Source organism: Marinilactibacillus sp. XAAS-LB27 (assembly GCF_036039175.1).
Taxonomy (GTDB): Bacteria; Bacillota; Bacilli; order Lactobacillales; family Carnobacteriaceae_A; genus Marinilactibacillus.
This window is the reverse complement of sequence record NZ_JAYXKP010000001.1, coordinates 286,216-310,202: the sequence shown is the minus strand read 5'-3', so window position 1 is coordinate 310,202 and position 23,987 is coordinate 286,216. Positions and strand designations below refer to the sequence as shown.

Annotated in this window: 25 protein-coding genes; 7 read left to right on the top strand and 18 right to left on the bottom strand. The window is 35.9% G+C overall.

The genetic code is table 11. The annotated features are described in order from the left end of the window. Window positions 1-45: 45 nt before the first annotated feature. Complete coding sequence (gene rpsU, locus VXN63_RS01410) at window positions 46-228, bottom strand: 30S ribosomal protein S21 (RefSeq protein WP_225743959.1); 183 nt, start codon at window positions 226-228, stop codon at window positions 46-48. A 229-nt stretch (window positions 229-457) separates the two neighbouring features. Beyond that, window positions 458-880 carry a Fur family transcriptional regulator gene (locus tag VXN63_RS01405; RefSeq protein WP_327756186.1) on the bottom strand — a complete coding sequence of 141 codons (423 nt, stop codon included), beginning with the start codon at window positions 878-880 and terminating at the stop codon, window positions 458-460. Window positions 881-1,014: 134 nt separating this feature from the next. Between VXN63_RS01405 and VXN63_RS01400 the strand changes: the two genes are divergently transcribed. Then, on the top strand, window positions 1,015-1,827 hold the full coding sequence (locus tag VXN63_RS01400; protein ID WP_327756185.1) for a pyruvate, water dikinase regulatory protein: 813 nt from the start codon (window positions 1,015-1,017) through the stop codon (window positions 1,825-1,827). 48 nt (window positions 1,828-1,875) lie between these two features. On the opposite strand, the gene VXN63_RS01395 is transcribed toward VXN63_RS01400, so the two are convergent. From VXN63_RS01395 to VXN63_RS01365, 7 genes are all read right to left on the bottom strand, one after another. Then, complete coding sequence (locus VXN63_RS01395; RefSeq protein WP_327756619.1) at window positions 1,876-2,265, bottom strand: rhodanese-like domain-containing protein; 390 nt, start codon at window positions 2,263-2,265, stop codon at window positions 1,876-1,878. Between the two features lie 82 nt (window positions 2,266-2,347). Then, entirely contained in the window at window positions 2,348-3,454 is a 1,107-nt protein-coding gene (locus tag VXN63_RS01390; RefSeq protein ID WP_327756184.1) for a hypothetical protein, read from the bottom strand. 71 nt (window positions 3,455-3,525) lie between these two features. Beyond that, a complete protein-coding gene (locus VXN63_RS01385; protein ID WP_327756183.1) occupies window positions 3,526-4,503 on the bottom strand; it encodes an ROK family glucokinase in 978 nt (325 codons plus the stop codon). Between the two features lie 18 nt (window positions 4,504-4,521). Further along, window positions 4,522-5,223, bottom strand: coding sequence for a rhomboid family intramembrane serine protease (locus tag VXN63_RS01380; protein ID WP_327756182.1), 702 nt, complete (start codon window positions 5,221-5,223; stop codon window positions 4,522-4,524). A 135-nt stretch (window positions 5,224-5,358) separates the two neighbouring features. After that, on the bottom strand, window positions 5,359-5,688 hold the full coding sequence (locus VXN63_RS01375; protein WP_327756181.1) for a hypothetical protein: 330 nt from the start codon (window positions 5,686-5,688) through the stop codon (window positions 5,359-5,361). A gap of 91 nt (window positions 5,689-5,779) precedes the next feature. Continuing rightward, a complete protein-coding gene (locus VXN63_RS01370) occupies window positions 5,780-6,334 on the bottom strand; it encodes a hypothetical protein (RefSeq protein ID WP_327756180.1) in 555 nt (184 codons plus the stop codon). 31 nt (window positions 6,335-6,365) lie between these two features. Continuing rightward, entirely contained in the window at window positions 6,366-6,722 is a 357-nt protein-coding gene (locus VXN63_RS01365) for a helix-turn-helix domain-containing protein (RefSeq protein WP_327756179.1), read from the bottom strand. 257 nt (window positions 6,723-6,979) lie between these two features. On the opposite strand from VXN63_RS01365, the gene rpmG reads away from it, so the two are divergent. After that, window positions 6,980-7,129 (top strand): 50S ribosomal protein L33, encoded by a 150-nt coding sequence (rpmG, locus tag VXN63_RS01360; RefSeq protein WP_327756178.1) that lies wholly within the window; start codon window positions 6,980-6,982, stop codon window positions 7,127-7,129. Window positions 7,130-7,239: 110 nt separating this feature from the next. Here rpmG and VXN63_RS01355 read toward each other — a convergent pair whose 3' ends face one another. Then, window positions 7,240-9,393 carry a peptidoglycan D,D-transpeptidase FtsI family protein gene (locus VXN63_RS01355; RefSeq protein ID WP_327756177.1) on the bottom strand — a complete coding sequence of 718 codons (2,154 nt, stop codon included), beginning with the start codon at window positions 9,391-9,393 and terminating at the stop codon, window positions 7,240-7,242. A 276-nt stretch (window positions 9,394-9,669) separates the two neighbouring features. Here VXN63_RS01355 and VXN63_RS01350 point away from each other — a divergent pair, with 276 nt between their 5' ends. Further along, window positions 9,670-10,284 (top strand): histidine phosphatase family protein, encoded by a 615-nt coding sequence (locus tag VXN63_RS01350; RefSeq protein ID WP_327756176.1) that lies wholly within the window; start codon window positions 9,670-9,672, stop codon window positions 10,282-10,284. A 238-nt stretch (window positions 10,285-10,522) separates the two neighbouring features. On the opposite strand, the gene VXN63_RS01345 is transcribed toward VXN63_RS01350, so the two are convergent. Beyond that, on the bottom strand, window positions 10,523-11,131 hold the full coding sequence (locus VXN63_RS01345; RefSeq protein ID WP_327756175.1) for a superoxide dismutase: 609 nt from the start codon (window positions 11,129-11,131) through the stop codon (window positions 10,523-10,525). Window positions 11,132-11,369: 238 nt separating this feature from the next. Between VXN63_RS01345 and VXN63_RS01340 the strand changes: the two genes are divergently transcribed. Continuing rightward, window positions 11,370-12,164, top strand: a complete 795-nt coding sequence (locus VXN63_RS01340; protein ID WP_327756174.1) for a DUF1189 domain-containing protein — start codon at window positions 11,370-11,372, stop codon at window positions 12,162-12,164. 66 nt (window positions 12,165-12,230) lie between these two features. On the opposite strand, the gene VXN63_RS01335 is transcribed toward VXN63_RS01340, so the two are convergent. Beyond that, a complete protein-coding gene (locus VXN63_RS01335; protein WP_327756173.1) occupies window positions 12,231-13,562 on the bottom strand; it encodes a DEAD/DEAH box helicase in 1,332 nt (443 codons plus the stop codon). A gap of 375 nt (window positions 13,563-13,937) precedes the next feature. Here VXN63_RS01335 and zwf point away from each other — a divergent pair, with 375 nt between their 5' ends. Then, complete coding sequence (zwf, locus tag VXN63_RS01330) at window positions 13,938-15,404, top strand: glucose-6-phosphate dehydrogenase (RefSeq protein WP_327756172.1); 1,467 nt, start codon at window positions 13,938-13,940, stop codon at window positions 15,402-15,404. A gap of 58 nt (window positions 15,405-15,462) precedes the next feature. Here the strand turns inward: zwf and VXN63_RS01325 are convergent, their stop codons facing one another. Both VXN63_RS01325 and argR read right to left on the bottom strand, forming a co-directional pair. Next, the gene (locus VXN63_RS01325; RefSeq protein ID WP_327756171.1) at window positions 15,463-16,506 is read right to left on the bottom strand and encodes an SDR family oxidoreductase; all 1,044 of its coding nucleotides are present in this window, start codon (window positions 16,504-16,506) and stop codon (window positions 15,463-15,465) included. A 131-nt stretch (window positions 16,507-16,637) separates the two neighbouring features. Further along, the gene (gene argR, locus VXN63_RS01320) at window positions 16,638-17,102 is read right to left on the bottom strand and encodes an arginine repressor (RefSeq protein WP_327756170.1); all 465 of its coding nucleotides are present in this window, start codon (window positions 17,100-17,102) and stop codon (window positions 16,638-16,640) included. 274 nt (window positions 17,103-17,376) lie between these two features. Here argR and argS point away from each other — a divergent pair, with 274 nt between their 5' ends. After that, a complete protein-coding gene (gene argS / locus VXN63_RS01315) occupies window positions 17,377-19,071 on the top strand; it encodes an arginine--tRNA ligase (RefSeq protein WP_327756169.1) in 1,695 nt (564 codons plus the stop codon). Window positions 19,072-19,107: 36 nt separating this feature from the next. Here argS and trmL read toward each other — a convergent pair whose 3' ends face one another. The 3 genes from trmL to VXN63_RS01300 form a co-directional block, all read right to left on the bottom strand. Beyond that, window positions 19,108-19,617 (bottom strand): tRNA (uridine(34)/cytosine(34)/5-carboxymethylaminomethyluridine(34)-2'-O)-methyltransferase TrmL, encoded by a 510-nt coding sequence (gene trmL / locus VXN63_RS01310; protein ID WP_327756168.1) that lies wholly within the window; start codon window positions 19,615-19,617, stop codon window positions 19,108-19,110. A 39-nt stretch (window positions 19,618-19,656) separates the two neighbouring features. Beyond that, the gene (queG, locus tag VXN63_RS01305) at window positions 19,657-20,808 is read right to left on the bottom strand and encodes a tRNA epoxyqueuosine(34) reductase QueG (protein WP_327756167.1); all 1,152 of its coding nucleotides are present in this window, start codon (window positions 20,806-20,808) and stop codon (window positions 19,657-19,659) included. 384 nt (window positions 20,809-21,192) lie between these two features. Continuing rightward, entirely contained in the window at window positions 21,193-22,020 is an 828-nt protein-coding gene (locus tag VXN63_RS01300; RefSeq protein WP_327756166.1) for a methyltransferase domain-containing protein, read from the bottom strand. A gap of 115 nt (window positions 22,021-22,135) precedes the next feature. On the opposite strand from VXN63_RS01300, the gene VXN63_RS01295 reads away from it, so the two are divergent. Next, entirely contained in the window at window positions 22,136-22,567 is a 432-nt protein-coding gene (locus VXN63_RS01295) for a DUF2188 domain-containing protein (protein WP_327756165.1), read from the top strand. Between the two features lie 61 nt (window positions 22,568-22,628). Here the strand turns inward: VXN63_RS01295 and arcA are convergent, their stop codons facing one another. Then, window positions 22,629-23,858: an arginine deiminase gene (gene arcA / locus VXN63_RS01290; RefSeq protein ID WP_327756164.1), complete on the bottom strand. Its 1,230-nt coding sequence runs from the start codon at window positions 23,856-23,858 to the stop codon at window positions 22,629-22,631. Between the last annotated feature and the right edge of the window lie 129 nt (window positions 23,859-23,987).

Below are 23,987 nucleotides of genomic sequence, written 5' to 3'. Positions count from 1 at the left end.
AAAGTGGTGGTACATTAAAATACATCGAGGCAACGAAACAGTAAATTAAAATTTACCAGGTTTACGTTTTCTTGCTTCCTCAGATTTCTTTTTACGTTTTACACTTGGCTTTTCATAGTATTCACGTTTACGGGCTTCTTTTAATGTGCCTGTTTTAGAAACGGAACGTTTGAAGCGACGAAGAGCATCATCAAGACTCTCACCGTTCTTGATATCTGTTTTAGTCATCGTTCTTCCCCTCCCCTCGTACGTTCAGGGCGTTCCATTGTTTAATGAGTTCATTAATCACAATTGGTCTTCCCTATCAATAAATGATGTAACTGATTTCATATACATCGAAAATGCATAAAACCAGTTCTTGCTCATTATATACAACAAGATATTTTACGTCAATACATTGTTGTAAAATAATTAAAGTTTTTATCTCTAGTTAAATATAATAGTGCCTTTATGAGAATTAACTTGCAACGCATTCCTCGCATAATCCAAACAATTCAAATCTATGAGAAACCACTTTACAGCCTGGTAACTGGTCTGCAAACATGTCTAACGGACAATCTTTTAAGCCGATAGTTTTCCCACAATTCGTACAGATAAAGTGATGATGGTGGTGACCATGCATGTCACAATTGAATCGAAAAAGTTTTTCACCATTTAATTCAGTTTCTTCCACTACAGATAATTCCACAAAAGTATTTAAGTTACGGTAGATCGTATCTGGACTGATTCCTGGAAAAAGTTCTTTTAAATGATCCTGAACTTCTTTTGCTGACATATACTTATCCTGATTGTATAAAAGTTCTAAAAGCTTTTGTCGTTTGCCGGTCGTTTTATAGCCATTTTTCTTTAAAGTTGTTACAGCTTGTTCAAAAGCAGTCAAGCGATCGCTTCCTTTTAATTAGTTTAGTTTATAATAGCGAATATGTTTAAGAATATCAAGATGAGGATGGGACTTTAACAATATATAAGTGTCCTGTATACTGAGTCTTATTGAAACAAGAGAGGAAGAACCTTATGGGAGACCATCAACCATTAGCGATATTTGTATTATCAGATTCTGTAGGAGGAACAGCTAGTAACATTAGCAATGCGGCACTTTCACAGTTTCCTAGCCTACACTGTGACTTTAAAATATTCTCTTTTATCAGAGAAAAGAAACAATTGTTGAGTATTTTAGAAAAAGCAGAGGCGGTCAATGCACTGATTCTACATACTTTTGTTGATAGCGTGTTAATTGACACAATTCACGATTACTGTAGTGAACATGACTTGACTTGTATTGATATACTGAATCCGATTATCAGAGAAATTAGCAAAAGAACAAATTTAGAGCCTCAAGGTAAGCCTGGTGCCATGCATAAGCTGGACGAAAATTACTTTGATCGTATAGGCGCAATGGAATTTGCAGTAACCTATGATGATGGTAAAGATCCCAAAGGGTTTCTAGAAGCTGATATCGTTATATTAGGGATCTCGAGAACTTCAAAAACGCCGCTCAGTATTTATCTTGCAAATCAGAATTACAAAGTTGCCAACTTACCGCTTATGCCTGAATCTGAAATACCAAAAGAATTATGGCAAGTAGATTCCAGAAAAATTGTTGGACTGACAAACGATGAAAGTATCTTATCTAATATTCGAAGAGAAAGAATGATCTCTTATGGTATGAATCCAGATACGCCCTATTCAAGTACCGCTCGTATTCAAAAAGAAATCCGTTACGCTGAAAACTTGTATAAAAAATTAGACTGTCAAATTATTAATGTAGCCAACAAATCTATTGAAGAAACGGCTGCAATTATCGTAAATTCTTTTCAAGCACAATAAGCAAAAAGCAGTTAACCACAAGGGTTAGCTGCTTTTTTGCATAAATTACTAAGCTTTCTTACGTTTGATTTTACCATCCCAATCAGCGTAACCACCTTTTAAGATGTATAGATTAGAGTAACCTTGTTTCTTAAGCATGATGGCTGCTCGTGCACTCATCGTTTTTTTCTCATCGTACAAGTAGATTGGCTGATCTTTACGTAATTCGTTTCCTCTTTGCTTCATCTGCATATAAGGGACGTTACGAGCGCCAAGAATATGTCCAGCATCGAATTCGTCTTTGCCTCTTACATCTACGATTTGAGCTCTACGCATATTTTCTTTGAAAACTTCTTTAGTCACGACTTCAGCAGCATTTTTTCTTCTGAAATACTGAACCAGTTCCCAAATCCCCCACGCAAGTAACCCAATCCAAAGAATTATAGTAAAAATTGTCATTCCATCCAATTTCAAACTTCCTCTCTATCACTTCTCACCTTTACATATTACATTAGAAAAGCGTTTTTTTCTAGTGTATATTTCAAGAAGGATCAGAAATAAGAGAAATCAATTCTTCCGTACCATCTAATTCTATAATATTTTCAAACTGCCACCCGTAAAGAACGTATTGTTCATTTGGGGATAAAGCTATTGGGGCATTGTCTGGAAGTTCTAAAAGCTTTTCATACTCATTATTCTCAAAGTCTAGTAAACTCAAGTTGAAATCTCCTAGTGTTAAATTCAAATCTATTGCCTCAGTTGCTATGACTCCTAAAACGTCTCCATTTCGAACGCTCTGGGATATAAATGGTTTTACAGGTATTTCCCCTCTTGTTACTTTAGGAATGGTCAGTGCACCTTGATGCACCAAAAAAGGATGGTCTTTCATCAAGTGGACTTGTTGGTCATTAATGTCAGATGCTTCCATTGATATAAAGGTATCTTGATAAAGGTGATAGTCAATGGTTTTGTTGTTGATCATCTGATCACCTTCAGTAGATCTAGTATCTCCGATATATAAGTAACCATCTACTTCATTTACATATAGATATAAATGTGCAGAATACCAGCTTGGTTCAATAGCATTTACATGGAAGTCAGCTAATTCATTTGTCTCTAAATTCCATATCATGACTTTCGAAGATTCTAGAGATGTTTCCTGATCATATTGATAGTGGGATAAAAAAACGAGATTGTCATCAACTGCGTTCCAGTCGACTGAAATATAGCCAGAATAACCAAGGTCTATTCTATAGATCTCTTCTCCCTCTGTGGTCATTGTAAACAGTTCAACAATTGAGTCAGAGCCTTCCTGAATAAGAATTTTATCCAAGGCATTATTGATCTCCACTGTCAGAATATGTTGATTTGTTGTATAAATATTTCGCTCTTCTCCAGTATGAATATTTAAGCGAATCAATTCTTGCTCTTCTTGATCTCCTAAGTGGACGAGTATATCTGTTTCGTTCAACCAACCAACAATTTTCTGCACGGTTTGTTTTGATTGATCAATTTGAACAAACGATTCTAGTTCTTCATCCGCTTCTTGTGTTTCTGAGGTACCAAGAGAGCTACACCCAGAAAGAAAGAGGGTGATCAAAAGCATAGGAATAAAACAGATCATGTAACGATCGTTTATTCTCAGCATTTAATCACCCTCTTCACTCTTGTATTAGTATATTTTTAATACTAGCACATTAAAGGTCGTTTTTTCACGTATTAAACCTCGGCTGTAGATTGATTGAGTACCAGAGAACTTGCTCCAATCACTCCAGCATCGTTACCTAATTCAGCAATTTTGATCTTAGTATGGTCATAAATTGGTGGGAAAGCGTATCTTTTGAATTTTTCTGTGATCCTATTTAACAAGAAATCTCCCGCTCTTGATACACCCCCACCAATCACAATAGTTGAAGGATTTAACATATTAGCGATATTTCCACTAGCTATTGCAAGATAATTGCATACTTCGTCTACAACAAGGTTTGCAAAAATATCATCTTCTCTAGCTGCATCAAATACCATTTTCGCATCTACACTATCTCCATTGTCGATACTTTCTTTTAACAATGATTCTCCAGCAAATGTTTCAGCCATCGTTCGAGCTAGTCTAACGACTCCAGTTGCACTAGCGACGGTTTCCAGACAACCTTTATTTCCACACGTACAATCAAACCCATGAGGGTCTACAACGATATGGCCGATTTCACCAGCAGCGCCAGTAGCGCCTCGCGTTAATTCATTATTTAAAATAATGCCTCCACCTACACCAGTGCCTAAAGTAACAAATACAACGTTAGGCTCGTTATTCCCAGCACCCATCCATTGTTCACCTAAAGCAGCCACATTAGCGTCGTTATCAATAACGAAGGGAATGCCTGTTCCTGCTTCAATTTCAGATTTAATGTTCTGAGTAGTGCGCCAATTTAAGTTATAGGCACCTATTACGGTTCCCTCTGCGTGATTCACGCTTCCTGGTGATCCCATACCGATTCCTAAAAATTCTTCTTTTTGCATACCGTATAATTCTAGGTGATGCAAGATAGATTCAATGATCGAGGGAACAATTTTAGTCCCTTGATCAGAACTATCCGTTTCTATACTCCATTTAGTTTGTACTTGACCATCTGTCGTTAAAATTGCGAATTTAACGGTTGTACCACCAAGGTCAATCCCAATTAGTTTTTTCTCAAGCATCATGTAAGCCTCCGAATATTAAAAATATAGTGAGCTAGTTGTTTGCCAGCCAATTACAAGTAAAATAATTAAAGCGATTAAATATATTGCTGCATACTTACCTTGCACTTTCCAACCACTAACCCAAGCGTTTGGAGCAGATAGTGCGTATGTCAAAAGATACCCGCCTGCTATTCCGCCTATATGACCAGCCATATCAATACCGCTACTGAAAATTCCAAATACTAGATTGATGATGATTAAAGCCATAAATCTTTTTGACATTTCTTTAATACTGTAATTATTTGGAAAAAGTTTGGGTAAAGCTAAAGTAGCTCCGAATAGTCCGAAAAGAGCTGTACTTGCTCCCGCAGAAATAGATTGATTAAAAGCAAAGCTAGCAGCGTTCCCAGCGAGTGCGCTTAACATATACAATAAAAAATACCGCCAATGTCCAAAAATATCTTCGACTTGAATCCCTAAGAAATAGATGAGCACGCCATTAAATAGAATATGCTCAAAACCAATGTGAAGAAATACAGGCGTAATGAGTCGCCACCATTCACCAAATATAATTAACTGATTGACCTTAGCCCCGAACTGTACTAAAACTAGTGGATTTTCACTTCCGCCACTTATAGTTTGAAGAAAGAACATAAAAATCGTTACCATCATCAGTCCATATGTAACATAAGGTTTTCTTTGCCATCTCCTAAGAGACATTTTCATTTGAGGGTTCATGTTTTGATCCTCCTTTTCAGCTATTTAATAAACAGTATAGCACATAAAGTGGGTTTTTGAGAGGTAAATAAAACGGTGTCAAACGAAAAAAAGCTACCAAAGATCTGTAGGACCTTTGGTAGCTGGGTAGTCTGTTTACTCCATATTACCTTCTAAATCTTTTTTGAAAGCTTGGGCAGCTTTGAGATTCTGATCTGCCTTTTCATCTTTATCTTTTTGTGTAGGATGTGAATTTTCAACTTCTACATGATCCGTATCAAATGAATCTGTTAAGCTGGTTGTTTCGCCTGTACTTTCAATCGAAACAATATGTGCGGCATGTAGATAAATCGTTTCTCCAGATTTCAATTGAAATTCCTGAAAATCCGAATCTGATTTTCTAAAAGCCGTTGTAATCTCTTTGGGTGTTAATTGAATCATGTAAAGTTCACCATTCGTCATACTGACTTTAGACATTTTACTCATTCTACTCAACCTTTCTCTTATCCATGATAATCTAATCATATAGGAATTGAGAAAGTTATAGAAATCATATGCCTAATATCGCTAGAAGAAATTATCGACCCATCAAAGCTTGGGCAATTTCTTCGTAAGACATATCACTTTTGATTTCATAGCTACCAGGTCTGACAAGTGGAGCGTAATTGTTATCTTCTAAAAAGCTGTCAAAATCAAAACGATCTTCAATAATATTTTGATCAAGTAACTGGCTCGCTGCAACACTACTTGGTTGTCCATCGCCAATCGTTACGGTTGTAGTAACGACAGGATCTTCTTCAACTTCTTCTTCCTGATCTTCTTCAGTTGCTTCTTCCGTTTCTTCTGTATCAGCGTTTTCTTCTGGTTCTTCGTTGCTGTCTTCAGTATTTTCCTCTGGTTGCTCTTCAGTATCTTCTACTGGTTCTTCTGCAGCTGGATCTTCAACTTGAGCTACTTCCATTTCAGCTATCTTGTTCTGCAAATATGAGACTTCTGATTTTAACTCATCTACTTCATTATTACTTTGGGAACTTACTGAAGAAGAAGTTGGAAAAACAAAGTAAAATAACGCAAGTAGAAGTCCAGAAATGAAAAAACCAAGTGCTAGTATACGTACATTTTTCTTAGACATTGAACAGTTCCTTTCGTTATTGAAATTTTTGTTAATTAATACCATCTGCTATATAAGCATCGATCGTATGTTGAACTGAAGCTTCAGATACATGTAAATGTTCTGATATTTCTTTAGCAGACAGTCCTTGTGTGAACAGCGTTAATATATGAGTTTGCGTCATATTCGTTACACGATCTGGAAAAGTCTGTTCAGGATTTTCTATTTTAAGTTCTTTTTCAAGAGTTTTAACTCTTTTGTTCAAGCCATAGATAATTTGTACCAAATTTAATGAAACATCTTCTAATTCTTTGTACGTCCGCTCTTTTTCTTCTTTTTTCAGAAATGAAAAGACTAATAAAATAGCCGATATTCCAAAAAGTATTCCAATAATGATCCATAATTCCATATTTGTTCCTCCTAAAGATTTATCGCCTTACAAATTTTACCATAATCCTAATTAAACAGGAAGAACTCGATGCTCTATAACCAAATTGTAATCTCCTTGCAAAGTGATTTTTCTTTTAAACGTAACATTTAACGTGTAAAATAAGATTTCAGACCTAAAAAAGATAGCATTTTTTTTAGAAACATGGTATTCTAGTCAAGGCGAAAGACTAGACACCTTGTTAGTCTTTAATTCAGGTAAGATTGGGAGGGACCATAATGCGAGTAAACGTAACTTTAGAATGTACAGACTGCAAAGAACGCAACTATCTAACTTCTAAGAACAAACGTAACAATGCGGAACGTTTAGAAGTTAAGAAATATTGCCCGAGAGAGCAAAAAACTACATTGCACCGTGAAACTAAATAATTCAAGCAAAAAAGCTGGGAGTTCTACTTCCGGCTTTTTGTTTGCAAAAATAGACCACCAGAGATTGTATTCTAACTTCTGATGGTCTATTTGCTTTAGAAACTTTTTTATTATTCTTCGTCGTTTTGTGCTTCATTCGCAGCAGATTGTATATCTTCTATTGTTTCTTCGACTCCAGAACCATCTGTTTCAAATTCACCTGCTTTGAAATACGCATCCATGACTCTTCTAGCGGCTCTTGTATTTTCATGATTATTTCTTTCAGAATCTCTTTCTGGTAAATAAGGAACAACTACCGCAACAGCAATTTCTGGATTTTCAAAAGGTGCGTACCCAACATATGTCAAGTTAATGACTCTTCCATCATTTCTTCCAAGTTCTTCATCGTAATAAAACGCTTGAGCTGTTCCAGTCTTACCAGCAGACTCATAAGGCGTACCTGTAAAATATGAACGAGCGGATCCTTGTGATCCATTAACTGCTTGATAAAAACCTTGCTGAACTCTATTTAGTGCTTCTTCTTCAACAGGGATTTTGTTTAATACTTTAGGTTCGATTTCAGTTTTTAAAGCACCTACGCCACCGGTTTCTGGATCAGTATCTCTTATTTCAGATACCAATCTGGGCGCAATTCTTGTCCCGTCGTTGGCTATAGTCGAAACATACTGTAGAAGCTGTAAGGTCGTATATGTGTCATATTGACCGAAAGCTTCAAATAATGCTTCACCTGGTTGAGTCGGAGTACCTTTTAGACCAGTTTCTTCACTAGGTAAATCAATACCAGTGTTTACTCCAAGTCCGAACATAGCATAATATTCTCGTTGTTTTTTTATAAGCTCATTATAGTTTAATGGTAATGTTTGATCTCTAGTATAGTCCCAAATTCCACCCATTCTCATGGCTAAACGAGCCATGTAAACATTCGAAGAACGTTCTAAAGCAGTGATGTCATTCATTTCTATAGATCCACTTCTATTAAATACAGAAGATATATCATTAGATCCTCTAAATTTTAGAGGTGTGTCTATAATTCTGTTATTACTTGAATCTAAAACCCCATCCATGTATGCAGAGAGTACAGTAGCACCTTTTATAGAAGAGCCCATATTGTAAGATGAGGTAAATACACCTAACGCATCATCTACTATTTCTCCATCTTGAATTCGTTGTCCAGTCATTCCTAAAATGTCTCCCGTTTTGGGATTCATAGCTGCAATATATATTCTGTCATTTTTACCTTCCCGTTTACCTAGGGAGTCCTTTGCAATCTGCTCGAGAGTCCTCTGGAAGTCAATATCAGAAGTTAAAATTAAGTTATCTCCCTTACTACCTGAATATTTTTCTATCTGATTAATGATTTCTCCTGAAGTATCTGTTTCTGTTTCTATACTAGATTTTGTTCCTCTAAGAACTGATTCATATTGTGATTCTAGATATGTTCGGCCGACTCTATCATTTCTGGAATATCCCATTGCAAGGTACTTACTGACTTTGTCGCTCGGAATACCTTGTGCTTCTGTAGTTACTCCACCTAAAACACTTCTAAGCATATTCTCTTCCGGATAAACACGTACCCAATCCGTACCCGTTCCAATACCAGGTAATTCACCTAAGCTCTCACTAACTCGTGCAATTTCTTCTTGTGTCACATCTTCATTTTTAATATTTACTGTACTAAGTGAGTATGAAGCGTTTATTTTTTTGAATATAGCCGTAGCTATTTTTTCTTTGTCGCTAAAGCCAGACACATCATCTTCTGAGACTTTATCTAAAAGAGCCTGGTAAGATTTAGACCCACTGAGCTTTTTCTCTTCATCCGTCAAAGACTTATTCAACTCTTTTAAGTTCGTAGAAATATAGTAATCTTGCATATCTCTTAAAGTGATGTCTCTTTTTTCATCACTATCAAATGGAGAAACATGCGGCATTGAAATGTAATCTGCTAGATTAAGTGAAAGTTCTGCCATATCAGTACTGCTAGTACTTTTACCGCGTGTATATGTGATCGTGTTTCTAGCTTCGTTTCCAACTAATTTTTTTAGAGTGGCATCAAAAATTTCTCCACGAGGAACACTACCCGTAATCGTAGTGTTTTCTGTACGTTCTACTTCTGCGCGGTACTCATCTGCTCTAACAATTTGCAGATACCCAAGTCTTAGAATTAAAGCTGTGAATAACATAAAGACGATAAAAAACAATAAATTCAGTCTAAATGGAATATGGGATTTTTTTCTATCATTTACTTTTTTTGCTGGTTTAATCAAATAAAATACCTCCACTAATTTTGCGTAAATAAATAAATTAACTGTTTAAGGAATTGAAATTTTTAAATATAAAACTCTATATGCTCAAACCAGTTTACCAAACAGGAGGTCTTTTTTCTATAAGTTAAAGTGGAAATTTCTGTGAAGTTGTCTAAATTATGTAAATCTTATCAATATTTAAAGAGTAGTTAAACGAATTCATATTAAAAAGCTGCAGTTTCTATTCTAGTACTAAATCAGTATAATAAAAACATCATTATTTATAGGGAGAAATTCATGGTTATTTACTTAGTTCGGCATGGCAAAGACGCAGATGGATTTCGTGGTGGCTGGAGTCAGAGAGGACTTACAGATGAAGGCATTACACAGTCGAAAGAATTGGGTCAATATTTAAAAAATCATTATGAAGAGTTTCTTATAAATCAAATTATTACTAGCGATTTAACAAGAGCACTAGAGACAAGTATACACATTGCAGACGCTCTTCAGTTGCCTATTGAGAAATCTAAAGAATGGCGTGAAACCAATAACGGTTATCTAGCAGGACTGTCCAATGATAAAGCAAATCAAAAGTATCCTGGAGTGTACTTCAATCGTCTAAGAATGGATGAAAATTACCCTGGTGGAGAAAGTCCAAGTGATAACTTCAGTCGAATACAGCAAGCTTTTGATAAAGTCAGCGAAAATCATATTGAAAAAAATCATAAAGAAAATATTCTGATTGTAACGCACGGTGGTGTAATTAATATCATTTACCATATTCTAAAAGGAATAGAGTGGACAAATAAAAATATACCTTTCCCCACCTCCCATACAAGTCTACATAAGATTGAATTCATTAAAGATAAATGGGAAATTACTCAAGAAAATATAGTTCAGCATTTGATTTAACGCTGCTCGCTTACAATAACTCTACTTTGAAAAACTTTAATTTTCAAGATGCCTTTCTTTTCCCTCTACTTCATTACACCCTCATATTTTCACATAAAAAAGAATCAGAAAGCGTACCAAAGTACGTTCCTGATTCTCTTTTATTTGTCTATTTCTTTTTTCTAACTAATACAAATACCTATTTAGTTAAAGATATATCAGCTGGATTAAAGAAAAAGTTAGAAATTTAAAGACCTAATTATTTTGCGGCTTCGTAACGTTTAGAAACTTCTTCCCAGTTTACAACATTCCAAAAAGCAGAAATGTAATCAGGACGTTTGTTTTGGTAGTTCAAGTAATAAGCGTGTTCCCATACATCAAGACCTAAGATAGGTGTTTTGCCTAAAGATAATGGAGAATCTTGGTTTAATGTATCAATGACTTCTAATTTTCCATCAGTAACCACTAACCATGCCCAACCTGAACCAAAGCGGTTTGCACCAGTTGCACTGAATTTTTCTTTGAAAGCTTCAAAACTTTCGAATGTTTCATTGATCGCTTCTGCTAATGCTCCTGAAGGTTGTCCTCCACCATTTGGTGATAGAATTTCCCAGAATAAAGAGTGGTTTGCATGTCCCCCACCGTTATTTTGAACAGCTGATTTGATATCAGATGGAACAGAATCAAGTTTCTGCATCAATTCTTCAATACTCAGTTCAGCTAACTCTGGGTGGTTTTCTAGAGCAGCGTTTACTTTAGTTACATATGCAGCGTGGTGCTTGTCATGATGAATGACCATTGTCTCCTCATCGATATGTGGTGCTAAAGCATCGTACGCATACGGTAATTCAGGTAAAGTATAAGCCATAATAAACATTCCTCCTGTTAATATTGTTCTTACTAAACTCATTCTAACATTAGAGACCATTTTATTAAAGAGGATAAGCTGGAATCTATTCAAATATTCGACACAAATTCACTTATTGACGCTTATATTTACAGAATATCAGATAAGGAATAAAAGCTGCCGTTGTTTTTTAATCTACTGGGATGTAAAATGATTAAAGTCTTTAAATTTGTTTATTATATAAAAAGGAAGGTCGCTATTGATTAAATACTTGAAATATTCCATTTTTAATCCTAAAAAGATTCATCGTGCAAAAAACATGAAAAAAAGACAGATCGCTCAGTTAGTTGCGATTATCACACTTTTTATCACAGTGATTAGTATCGTGAGAGTTGTCCCGATATTACAATCGATTCAAAAAGACGGACAGGAAATCGCTAGTGAACTTCCTGAATTTGACATTACTGATGGTGAATTAACTACTTCTGAAACGAATGCTTCTATTCATCAAACGAATTCTTTTCTTTTATTCTTTGATCCTAATGATCAAATGAGTTCCGAAGAGATTGATCAAAACCTAACACGTCTGAATGTACCTGTAGGTATTGGTTTACTGAAAGATACATTCTATCTAAGCTTCTTAGGCTACGGTGTTGATACTTCGTATGATCAATTAGAATCGCTTGATAGTTCATCCGTCAAAGCGCTTTTGAATGGCTTAGGTTCTTTTTCATTCCTGACTTATGCTTTCACTTTTGTAATCAGTTACATTGGTATTGGATTTATTGAAATTTTTGAATTGCTATTTATTCTCTTATTTGCAAATCTTTTTTCTAAACTCCTACGCTCTGGGTTATTGTTCAAACAGAACCTGAGAATGGCTATAATGGCATCTGTTCTACCAACAATCGCTATAGAACTATCCTCTTTATTCAATTTAGTTACGGTATACGCGTTTGAATTGAAAATTGGTTTATCCTTGTTTATTTTCTATCTAGCAGTAAAAGATATGAAGAAAACAACGGATCCGAAAAAAGAAGCTAAAACATCATAAAAAAACACAATCTTCACTGGTATCTGCTTAGGATACTAGTAAGATTGTGTTTTTTTGACTAGAAAATTACTTACGACCTTTACGGTTGTTTTGCGTCAATTTTCTAGCTTTCTTTCTTTTCTCTTCTTTTTTACGCTCGATCTTTCTCTTATATCCGGGCTTCACATTTTTCTTAGCTTTTTTACGCATACCATGAATTTCCGAGTCAAAAGATTCTTTACTATTTTGATCTTTTCTCTGATCTCTTCGGTTACGGTCATGCGTATCTAGTACTTCATCATTTTTTATTTCTTTAGGTTGGAAAGTAATACCCATACTCTCTAATGTTTCAATTTCTTTTTCTTCTCCTGGAGAATAAAGGGTAACGGCTATCCCATCCATACCATTACGGCCAGTTCTGCCGACACGGTGAATAAAGAAATCTAATTCGTGAGGTATCTCAGCATTAATAACGTGAGAAACACCTTTGATGTCGATCCCTCTAGCCGCAAGATCTGAAGCAACAACATATTGATAATCCAGATTCTGGATTTGTCTCATGACTCTTCTTCTTTCACGAGAAGAAATGCCACCGTGAACAACAGCCACTTCAAGACCTTTATCTCTAAGACCCTTTGCAATCTCATCTACCCTATCTTTAGTGTTTGCAAATACTAAAGCCAAATAAGGTTGACCAATTGTTAACAATTCGTGAATGACATTAACTCGTTGTTTACCTTTGGTTGAAATCAACCAGTTTTCCACGGTATCTGAAATAATCTGTTGGTTTTCAATTTTAATTTCAATAGGACTCTTCATGTATTTTTTAAGGAATGGCTGTAATGATTGTGGAATTGTAGCCGAAAATACGAGCATCTGCCCTTTCTCAGGAAGACGCGCAGCAATTTGGTCTACTTCTTCCAAAAAGCCCATATCAAGTGTCATATCTGCTTCATCGACAACCATATAGTTTGCTGTATGTGTCAATAGAACATTCTGGTTAATTAAATCAAACAGACGTCCAGGTGTTCCAATAACAACATGAGGTTGTTTTTGAGCAAGCTTATCGATCTGTCTTTGTTTATCCGTTCCACCAATGAATTGTTGTACAATGATTTCTTTTTCCGAGTGCTCTGCTAATTGACTAGCTGCTTGAAACAACTGATCAGACAATTCTCTACTAGGAGCAGTAATCACAACTTGTACTTGTTCATGTTCGGGAACAATTTTATTAAATAATGGCAGGAGGAAGGCATGTGTTTTACCTGAACCTGTTTGTGACTGACCAATAATGTCTCTCCCTTTTTTTACTTCTGGGATGACTTTTTTCTGAATTTCGGTTGGTTCGTCAAAACCAATCTCTTTTATTGCTTCTATCAAGAAATCTTTCATATTGTATTGTTCAAATGGGTGTGTCATTTTCTCGCCTCTTTCTTTAAGTCTTTGATATTGTACCAAACGTCTTTAATGCAATCTAGATTTATGCCATCATTCTCATTATTTTTCCTTATAATTGGCACATTTCCGATGAATTTGAAGAAGATTTATTAGTTTGATGAGAGTTTTTTAATTTAAAATAGAGACTAGTTTCAAAAACCTACCTTATAACGTATTCCTATATTTTAACTCTTGTATTTAACTTATTTCACTCGAACTGCTACAATACAGTTGCTAGAACTAGGAACAAAAAGTAAAATAGAGTACAGTAACCTTTATACATGAATGTATAAGTAGAAAAGAGGGAGAGTACAGTAACCTTTATACATGAATGTATAAGTAGAAAAGAGGGAAAGTATGTCTCAAGCAAATAAAGCACTCTTCATTATTTTTGGAGGTACTGGGGATCTTGCCCAGCGTAAATTATATCCTTCATTGTATCGATTATATACTAAAGGATTTTTAGAAGAAAATTTTGCAGTTATCGGTACTGCCAGACGTGACTGGTCGGATGAACATTATCAGGAAATCGTTAGAGATTCAGTGAAAAACATCGGTGGATCTGAAGAACAAATAAAGACATTTTCTCAACATTTTTACTATCAGTCTCATAACGTTAAAGATACAGAACACTATGACACTTTGAGAGAATTATCCAATAGGTTAGATGAAAAATACGAGATTGGTGGAAATAGAATTTTCTACTTATCAATGTCTCCTGATTTCTTTGGAACCATTACGAATCATCTGAAAAGTCAAAATTTATTAAACGAAAAAGGGTTTAATAGGGTCATCATCGAGAAACCATTCGGAACAGATTATGAAAGTTCTAAAGCACTGAATGACGAAATATTAGAAGCCTTTGAGTCTGAAGATTTATACCGAATCGATCATTACCTTGGCAAAGAAATGGTACAGAATATATTAGCGTTTCGATTTGCTAACCCTATGATCGAACAAGTTTGGAATAATCAGTTCATTTCAAATATACAAATTACGTTAAGCGAAGAATTAGGCGTCGAAGAACGTGCTGGTTATTATGATAAAAGTGGTGCTTTAAGAGACATGGTCCAAAATCATATCATGCAGATTTTCAGTCTGCTGACAATGGAAGCACCGAGTTCTTTTAATTCCGATGAAATTAGAGAGAAAAAAATGAGTGTTTTAGAAGCACTTAAAGCTTTATCACCTCAAGATGTTAAAGATAACTTTGTGCGTGCGCAATATACGCACTCTGATAAAAAGTCTCTTCAAGGCTATTTAGAAGAAGAAAATGTTTCTGAAGATTCAACAACTGAAACGTATGTAGCCGGTAAAATCGAAATCGAAAATGATCGCTGGTCAGGTGTTCCAATCTATATAAGAACTGGAAAAAGAATGACTAAAAAAGAAGCTCAAATCAATGTAGTGTTCAAAAAAACTACCCACTCTCTTTACGCAGACGAGTCTACTGATGCTAATGTCATCACAATGTATCTTGGACCGAGCGAAGGATTCTCTATTCAATTAAATGAGAAAAAAATTGGAATGAGTATGGACACTACAACAATGCAATTTGATCACCTGAGAACTGAAGGGACAATTCAGGAAAGTCCTGAAGCTTATGAAAAGCTAATTTTAGATGGTTTGAATGGTGATAGAACGCACTTTGCACACTGGGAAGAAGTTTCGAATTCTTGGAAATACGTCGACTCTATTCGTGAAGCTTGGGATATGAACTCTGAAATCCCTGCGAAATATGAAGCAGGAACAATGGGGCCCGAAGAAGCAGACAAACTTTTGGGCAAACTTGGACATCAATGGGTTTGGAACCCAGAAAAATAAAAACGAAAAAGGTCAGAGAGTAGGAAATGATCCTCATACTCTCTGACCTTTTTTATGATTATTTCTTTTTAATTAATCCATGAGCCAGTAAGGCCACACTTCCTACTACGACTGTTGAGAGAAAAGGATGTTTAGATGCTTTTACATAAAGACTTGATTTTCTTCTCCAGCCTTCGCTTGTACCGCGTTCATGCAAGCCGTAACCAGCTTCGTGTAAAGCACTATCGTCTTTTGGTTTTGAAGGTTTGCTGATATGTTGTGTTGGATACGCATAATATTCTTCTACTTTATCCATTAGTCTAGGAAAGCCTTTACCTAAGATACTCAATAGTTTTGCCTGCCCACCGACAAACATATCTCTTTTTGGATGCTCAGCAGCAAAGAGAATTGCTTCCGCTACAGCTTCTGGAGGATAAATCATTCCTCTATGACCGGGTTGCTTTTCCAAATAACTCTGAGCATGTTCATTGTATGGTGTATCGATTCGTCCAGGATGAATCAACGTGACAGATACGGGTATCCGATCTTTTTCTGCTTCCATTCTAAGGTTTTCAGTCCATCCATGAACAGCAAATTTTGCAGCAGAATACGTTGATTGTACGGTAGTTCCTCTATCTCCAAAGAGACTTCCCACGTTAATTAACGCACCAGGTTCTCCTCGATCTTTAAAACGATTTACAGCTTCTCTAGAACCGTAAACGACTCCCCAGTAGACAGTATCAAATACTTTTTTCATATCCGGTATCGTTACATCGATGGCATGACCAAAAATAGAAACGCCGGCATTATTAATCCATGTGTCGAAACGGCCAAACTCTGCAATGGCTTCTTTAGCAACCTGTTTTACGTCTTCTTCAATGCCAACATCTGCTTTTACGTATATTGCTTTTTGGCCTTTCTCTTCGAATTCTTCAACGAGAGTTTTTAAAGCTTCTTCATTTCGTGAAACCAGAACTAAACGAGCGCCATAATCTCCAGCCATTCTAGCAGTAGCTAATCCTATCCCACTTGATGCACCAGTGATCACAATGACCTGTTCAGCTAATTTCTTTAATTTTAGCTTCATCATGTTATGAGCAATTTTTAAGTCTTTTTCTTCCATAATCTTATGTCCCCCTCTTTAGAATGAGTATGCAATGATTACTTATACATACTTATTCTATAAGGATATACAGATAACACAAATAATAGCGCTTGTTATTTTTAAGTTATTCATATACATAAATGGATAGTCTATCTATTAAGTAAATTCGCTCTTTTTGAAAGGTATTGATACATATTGGTCGCCTGTTCTTCATCTTTTGAAATAATCATAATCGTATCATTGCCTGCAACCGTACCCACTACTTCGGAAAAATCGATATCATCCATTAAAGCACCTACTACATGTGCATTACCTGGAATAGTCTTTACTACATTCATGAATTGTACTCGGGTAATCGATTCAACAACTTCTTTTAAAGTAGAAGAAAGTTTATCTTCTATTGTGAGTTGATTGTTTTGATAAATCGTGTATTTGGTTCCGCCTCTAGAACTAGGTGTTTTAACTAAATTCAATTCTTTTATATCTCGAGAAATCGTTGCTTGAGTTGCTTCTAGACCTTTATCTTTAAGCCTAATCAACAAATCGTCTTGTGTTCCGATCTCTTCGTTCAGCACCATCTGTTTAATCATCATTTGTCGTTCAGATTTTTTCATAAAGTCACTCCAACTTGTACATTTTTAAGATATTTCGTTACTATCTACTATAACTGATTACGTATAGAAATTCACTATATTTGTATTAAAACGCTTTCTGGTCAACTTGGGATCGAATACTGTTGCTAGAGGTATCTAGCTTTGCTATAATACAAATGCTTATGCATAAACGTAAAAATAGGTATTTGCTACTTAAATGCATCTGAAATAGTGAATAGTTAATGATTTATACGTTGAACCATTAAATAGGACAATTTAAATTAGGAGGATTTTTTTGGATTATAAATTGCTTGTAGCCCAGTCGCTACACGACGTCTTAAAAGATCAATTAGAATTAAACGAAATTAATCAACTTTTAGAAAAGCCAAAGATGGTTGAACATGGAGATTTAGCCTTCCCTACTTTTCAACTGGCTAAACTCTTTCGAAAGAATCCAGCACAAATCGCTGCTGAATTACAAGATCAAGTCTCTTCACCAATTATCGAAAAAGTTCAAACAGTCGGTCCTTATCTGAACTTCTTTTTGAAAAAAGATCAAGTTAGTCAGCTCGTTCTAAAAGAAATTCTTGAGCAGAAGGAACTCTACGGTGCAGTCAATATTGGTAATGGTCAAAATGTTCCTATTGATATGTCCTCCCCTAACATCGCCAAACCGATGTCCATGGGTCACTTAAGATCAACCGTTATTGGTAATGCTTTGTCTAATATTTTATCTAGAGTTGGGTATAATCCTGTACGTATCAATTACCTTGGTGACTGGGGAACTCAATTCGGTAAACTAATCTCTGCATACAAAAAATGGGGTACTGAAGAAGACGTTCGAGCGAACCCAATCAAAGAATTACTAAGACTGTATGTCTTATTTCATGAAGAAGCTGAAAAACATCCTGAACTTGAAGATGAAGGCCGTGCTTGGTTTAAAAAGCTAGAAGATGGTAACGAAGAAGCTATTGCACTTTGGACATGGTTCAGAGAAGAATCATTAGCTGAATTTCAAAAAGTTTATGATCGTTTGAATATTCAGTTCGATTCTTATAAAGGTGAAGCTTTTTACAATGATAAAATGGATTCGGTCGTTTCGTTATTAGATAAGAAAAATCTATTAACGCTAAATCAAGGCGCACATATTGTTGACCTTGAAAAATATAACCTTAACCCTGCCCTTATTAGGAAATCTGATGGTGCAACGCTTTATATGACTAGAGACTTAGCAGCTGCACTCTACCGTAAGGAAAACTATGACTTCTCTCAAGCCCTTTATGTCGTTGGTCAAGAACAATCAAACCACTTCAAACAATTAAAAGGCGTTCTTTCGGAGATGGGTTATGACTGGGCTGAAAATATCCACCATATTCCATTTGGTTTAATTACTAAAGACGGTAAAAAGCTATCTACGAGAAAAGGTAAAGTCGTACTTCTAGAAGAAGTCCTAAATGAAGCTTCGAGCCTAGCACTTCAACAAATTGAAGATAAAAATCCTTCGCTTGAAAACAAAGAAGTTGTTGCCGAGCAAGTTGGTGTTGGTGCAGTTGTCTTCCATGACCTTAAAAATGATCGTTTAAATAATTTTGACTTCACAATCGAAGAAGTGGTTCAATTTGAGGGTGAAACAGGACCTTATGTGCAATATACTCGTGCCCGTGGTTTAAGTATCCTTAAAAAAGCAGAAAAAGAATCGTTCTCTACTTCTGAAAACTATAGCTTAAATGACTCTTATAGCTGGGAAGTCATTAAGTTGATCCAAGAGTTCCCTGCGACTTTAATTCGTGCTTACAAGCAATATGAACCTTCTATTATTGCTAAACATTCGATTCATTTATCGCAGGCTTTCAATAAGTTTTATGCTAACGTGCGAGTGTTGGATGAACATCCAGAAAAAGAATCAAGACTTGCTCTTGTCTATGCTGTTACAGAGCTATTGAAACAAGACCTTACAATACTAGGTGTAGAAACGCCTGATAAAATGTAACAAAAAAGACTTTCCTTTTTAGGAAAGTCTTTTTTGTTACTTCAATTTGTCATTGTCATAAGTGTGCGTCAATTCAAGATCCAAGAATTTTTGTTGTCTAAGCGCTTCGTAAATTAGAATGTTCGCTGTATTAGATAGGTTCAACGACCGCACATGCTGGTCGTTCATTGGAATACGCAAGCAATCTTCCTCATACTCTTTCATAAATACTTCTGGTAACCCCGTTGTTTCTTTTCCAAAGATAAAAAAGTGATCATGAGTTGTATCCGTGAAGTCTTCATCTGAATAAACCTTATTTGCAAATTTAGAAATTAGATAGAATTTACCGTTTTTTGCATACTCAATAAAGGCTTCCAGATTTTCATGGTAAGTGATTTCAACTTCATTCCAGTAATCAAGCCCTGCTCGTTTTAATTGTTTATCATCGGTACTAAACCCTAACGGTTTGATCAAATGTAAGTGCGTATTTGTACCTGCACAAGTTCTGGAAATATTACCAGTGTTCGCTGGTATAAGTGGTTCGTATAACACGATATGATTCGGCATTTCATTATCTCCTTAATTTGTAAATGTATTCATTATCTTTTACAGATTTTCCTTCATCGAAGCGATTGCTGTAGCAAATTCTTCGATTGTTTCTGGATCCGTTTCTTTAGCCAAAGCTTCCTCAAGAAAAAAGATGACATCTGGATTCGCTTCTCTTTTCAAGATCATGGAAATAGCCCAAGCAGCCGTCCCCCTGATCATTGGACGTGGATCTTGATCAACCACTTTCAGTAACTCTGGAATTGCTGTACGGTCACGATAATTGGCTAGTGCGATAATCGCATTTCTCTGCAGAGGCTTCTTCCCTCTCCATGAACCTGACATCTCTCCGTAAGTCTCTTTAAATTCCTTGTTGGATATGGTTAGTAAGGGTTTTAATAGCGGCATTGTTTTTTCGGGTTCGGGTTCCATTTCTTCATGAAAATGAGAATCAATACCTTTATTATAGGGACATACGATCTGACAGATATCACAACCATAAATGACATGGCCCATTCTTCGACGATATTCTTTTGGCATGTAGCCTTTAGTTTGCGTCTGGAAAGAAAGACATTTCTGAGCATTCATTCGCCCGTCACCAAGTAACGCTCCAGTAGGACAAGCCGTTACACACCTAGTACAGTCCCCGCAGCCGAAAGCGACTTCTTCATCAGGATCAAATTCAATATTTGTAATAATTTCACCCAAATATACATATGACCCAAACTCTTTTGTGATCAGCAATCCATTTCTGCCGATAAAACCAAGTCCTGCCCTTTGAGCTACTGCAACATCAACTAGCTCTCCTGTATCCACCATTGGCTTGAACTCCGTTTCTGAGCTTGTCTCTTCTCGAATATACTCAATTAAACGATCCATTCGGTCTCTTAGTACATCGTGATAATCCGTTCCCCATGACGCTCGAGCAAATTCTCCACGTCTCTCCCCTTTAACTCTCGGAGGCTTGGTACCCATCTTTGAAGGATAAGCTACAGCTATCGCAATAATAGACTTAGGCTCAGAAAAAATTCTATCAGGATAGATCCGTTCTTCAATGACATCATGTTCAAAGCCAGACGTATGACCTTTCTCTTTTTGTTTATGTAGTTTATCTTCCAGGTCATAAAAAGGCTCTGCATGTGTGAATCCAATTTTATCTATTCCAATTTCTTGAGCTTTCAATTGTATTTTTTCTTTAAGCGCTAAAGTCATTATGGGTGCCTCCTTTCATAAATGGGTAATCGGTATAAATTATAACGTATTTTCCTTTGAACTTAAATATCGTAATGTAAAATTAATTACACAAAAAAACGTATCGCCTCGGTGTCAAGCACTGCGAAGCGATACGTTAATTAAGCTGTTGCTATTTCACATTTTTTTATCAGCTTCTGATGGGGTGACTGATAAAAACCAATGAATCAAATCAGCTTATGTTCCATATGATAACACTGGAATATAGTGAATGCAAGGTACTGGTGGAATTAATCTCGAAATTAAGGTAAAGTTCAACAATATTGTGAACTTTTTGTAAATGGGTTTACAGAAAATTCATTCTTAAATAGAAATAGATCTATTCAAGCAGTTATCTACTTGAAATTACGCTTTAGTACCGACTAATATTTCCATTTCAACCGTCACACTTTTCAGATCATCCAAATTAATCTGTTCAGCTGCATTCCATCCTAGTGGGGTCATTTCAACTAATAGTGGAACAAGAGATGGTTTTACATCATGTTTATATTGGATACTGATTCTTTCAGCATCTGGATAGTGATCAAAGAATTTCTCTACTACATCTTGATTGGAATAAGGTTTCTCGTCATTCCCGGTTAATTCTCTTACTTCAATAAGATAACGCTCCGATGGAATAACTTTAATAACCTGACCGCCTTTTTTCAACAACCGATCAAATTCACTATAATTTGACGGGGAAAGAATATTGAAGATAGTATCGTAAGCATTAGACGCAAAAGGTGAACGAGCCAAATCGGCCACACTCCAGAATGCTTCAGTATATAAAGCAGCAGCCAGCTGGATTGCATCTTTAGAAATATCAAAACCAATTTTTACGCCTTCTAACCCCATTTTATGTAAATGGTGAAGATGAGAACCTTCTCCACAGCCGACATCCATATGAACCCCATCTTTTTTTGAGACAGCTTGAAGAACTTTTTGCAGCATTGGATGCCAAAGACCGTCTTGGGCAATGCTTCTTCTAGATTTAAGCATTTCACTACCGTAATCATTATGAGGCTGTTTCAAAAGGAAATGAACCGTTCCTTTTTTGGAAAGGTTGAATGAATGGCCTTGAACGCAAATCATTTGATGGCTATTCACTTCTAGGAAATCATTCTGACATACCGGACATTGGAATAACGCACTATTTTCTCTTAGGAAATGAGCTGATTTTTCTATCTTTTTCATAGTAACCTCTTTTACTTATTTTCCTTCATATTACTCTAAACATGAAGTCTAAATATTCGTCTTAATTCTATATTCATGATATAACGAAAACAGAAAATATGAAAGGATGATTTGTATGCCATGGGATACTAAAGACTATCCAGATGCTATGAAGAATTTGAAAAAAGTCGTACGCAAAAAGGCAATTGACATTGCTAATGCCTTATTGGACAATGATTATCCAGAAGATCGTGCCATACCAATCGCTATAAGCCAAGCAGAAGACTGGTTTGAGAAGTCAGATCATGATGAAATACAAGCTTTTGATTCAAAACCGAAACCGAGAAAAAATGACGACCATGAACATGCTGGTAACGCCGATTTGCTAGACAATGATGTACTGATATACTTCGAAGATGATAAATGGAAAGTTCAGACAAAAGAAGCACAAAGACCAGATTCCACGTTTGACACAAAAAAGGATGCTACAGACCGCGCCAAAGAAATTGCGGATAACAAAGAATCTAATGTTATTTCATACACTAAAGACGGAAAAAAACAATCTTAAAATTGCAAAAGAAAACCATCTTGGCATTACCATACAAGGTAATCTAAGATGGTTTTTTTAATTAGTCTCTATTCAAAGGCATACTCATACATCTGGGTCCGCCACGACCTCTTGATAGCTCACTTGAAGGGATTTCCAATACTTTAACACCGTGTTCTCTCATAAGATCATTTGATACGTAATTACGATTGTATGTGACGACTACACCAGGTTCAATGGCTAAAGTGTTTGATCCATCGTTCCATTGTTCTCGAGGCGCAGCGATAGCATCGCCACCCCCACAAGGAATCAAAGCAATCTCAGATAGGTTTAACACTTGTTTAAGCACTTCAGTCAAATCTGAATGCAGAGTTAAGTGGATCTCACTGTCTGACTTGCCGGGTTCTAAGATATAAACAGACATTTTACCATCAAGTCCCTGAATTCCTGGATGAATTGTAAATTTATCTTTATCAATCATTGTAAAGACCGTGTCCAGATGCATCATTGCACGAACTCTGGGGATTTCAATCGCAACAACTTTTGAGAAGGTCGCATGCTTTTCGAATAAGGTTCGCGCCAGTTCTTCAATGGCAAGACCCGAAGTTCTCTGGGAAATACCAATTGCTAATACATCGTCACTCAATACGAGTACATCTCCTCCTTCAATCGAAGTAGAAACGGTTCTGTCTCTCCAGACTTCCAAGTTAGACTGCTTAAATTCAGGATGATATTTAACAATAATATCTATGAATAAAGATTCACGTTTTCTGGCCTTATATGTCATATTATTAATAGAAATTCCATTATCCAGTATATTTGCCGGATCCCTCGTATAATACAAATTAGGCATTGGTTGCATTAAAAATAAAGAACTCTTCTCATGATCAGCTATCCAAGATAATGAGTTCGAATCAATATCAATTTCATCATTACGTACGCCACCCATAATTTTATCAACTAGGTCTTGCGTAGAAAATGTCATCAGATAATTTTTTAATTCCTTTGTTATATCTGACTCGTAAACTCCAGACTCAGTCATGAATTTATCAATGACCATTTCTCTAATTCCAGCAGCGTCAATTGCTTCTGCGACAAGATTTTCAAGATACAAAACTTCTGAACCATTGTCTCTTAAAAGCTGTGCAAAGGCATCATGTTCTTGTTGTATAATTGGTAAATAGGGAATATCATCAAACAAAAGATCATGCATTGTATTAGGGGTCAGATTCTCTACTTCTTTACCAGGTCGTTTTAATAAAACAGAATTTAATTTAGTAATTTCAGATTTCACGTTGAAGATCATACTCATTTTTGTCCTCCTGTAGCAAGTAGTTATAATTATTATAATAAAGACTTTTACTTGGAAAAACAATCAAAAGGAACAAATGGTAAAAGATTCACTCTGAAGCTATTTATTTGAATTTTTATACATAACGAT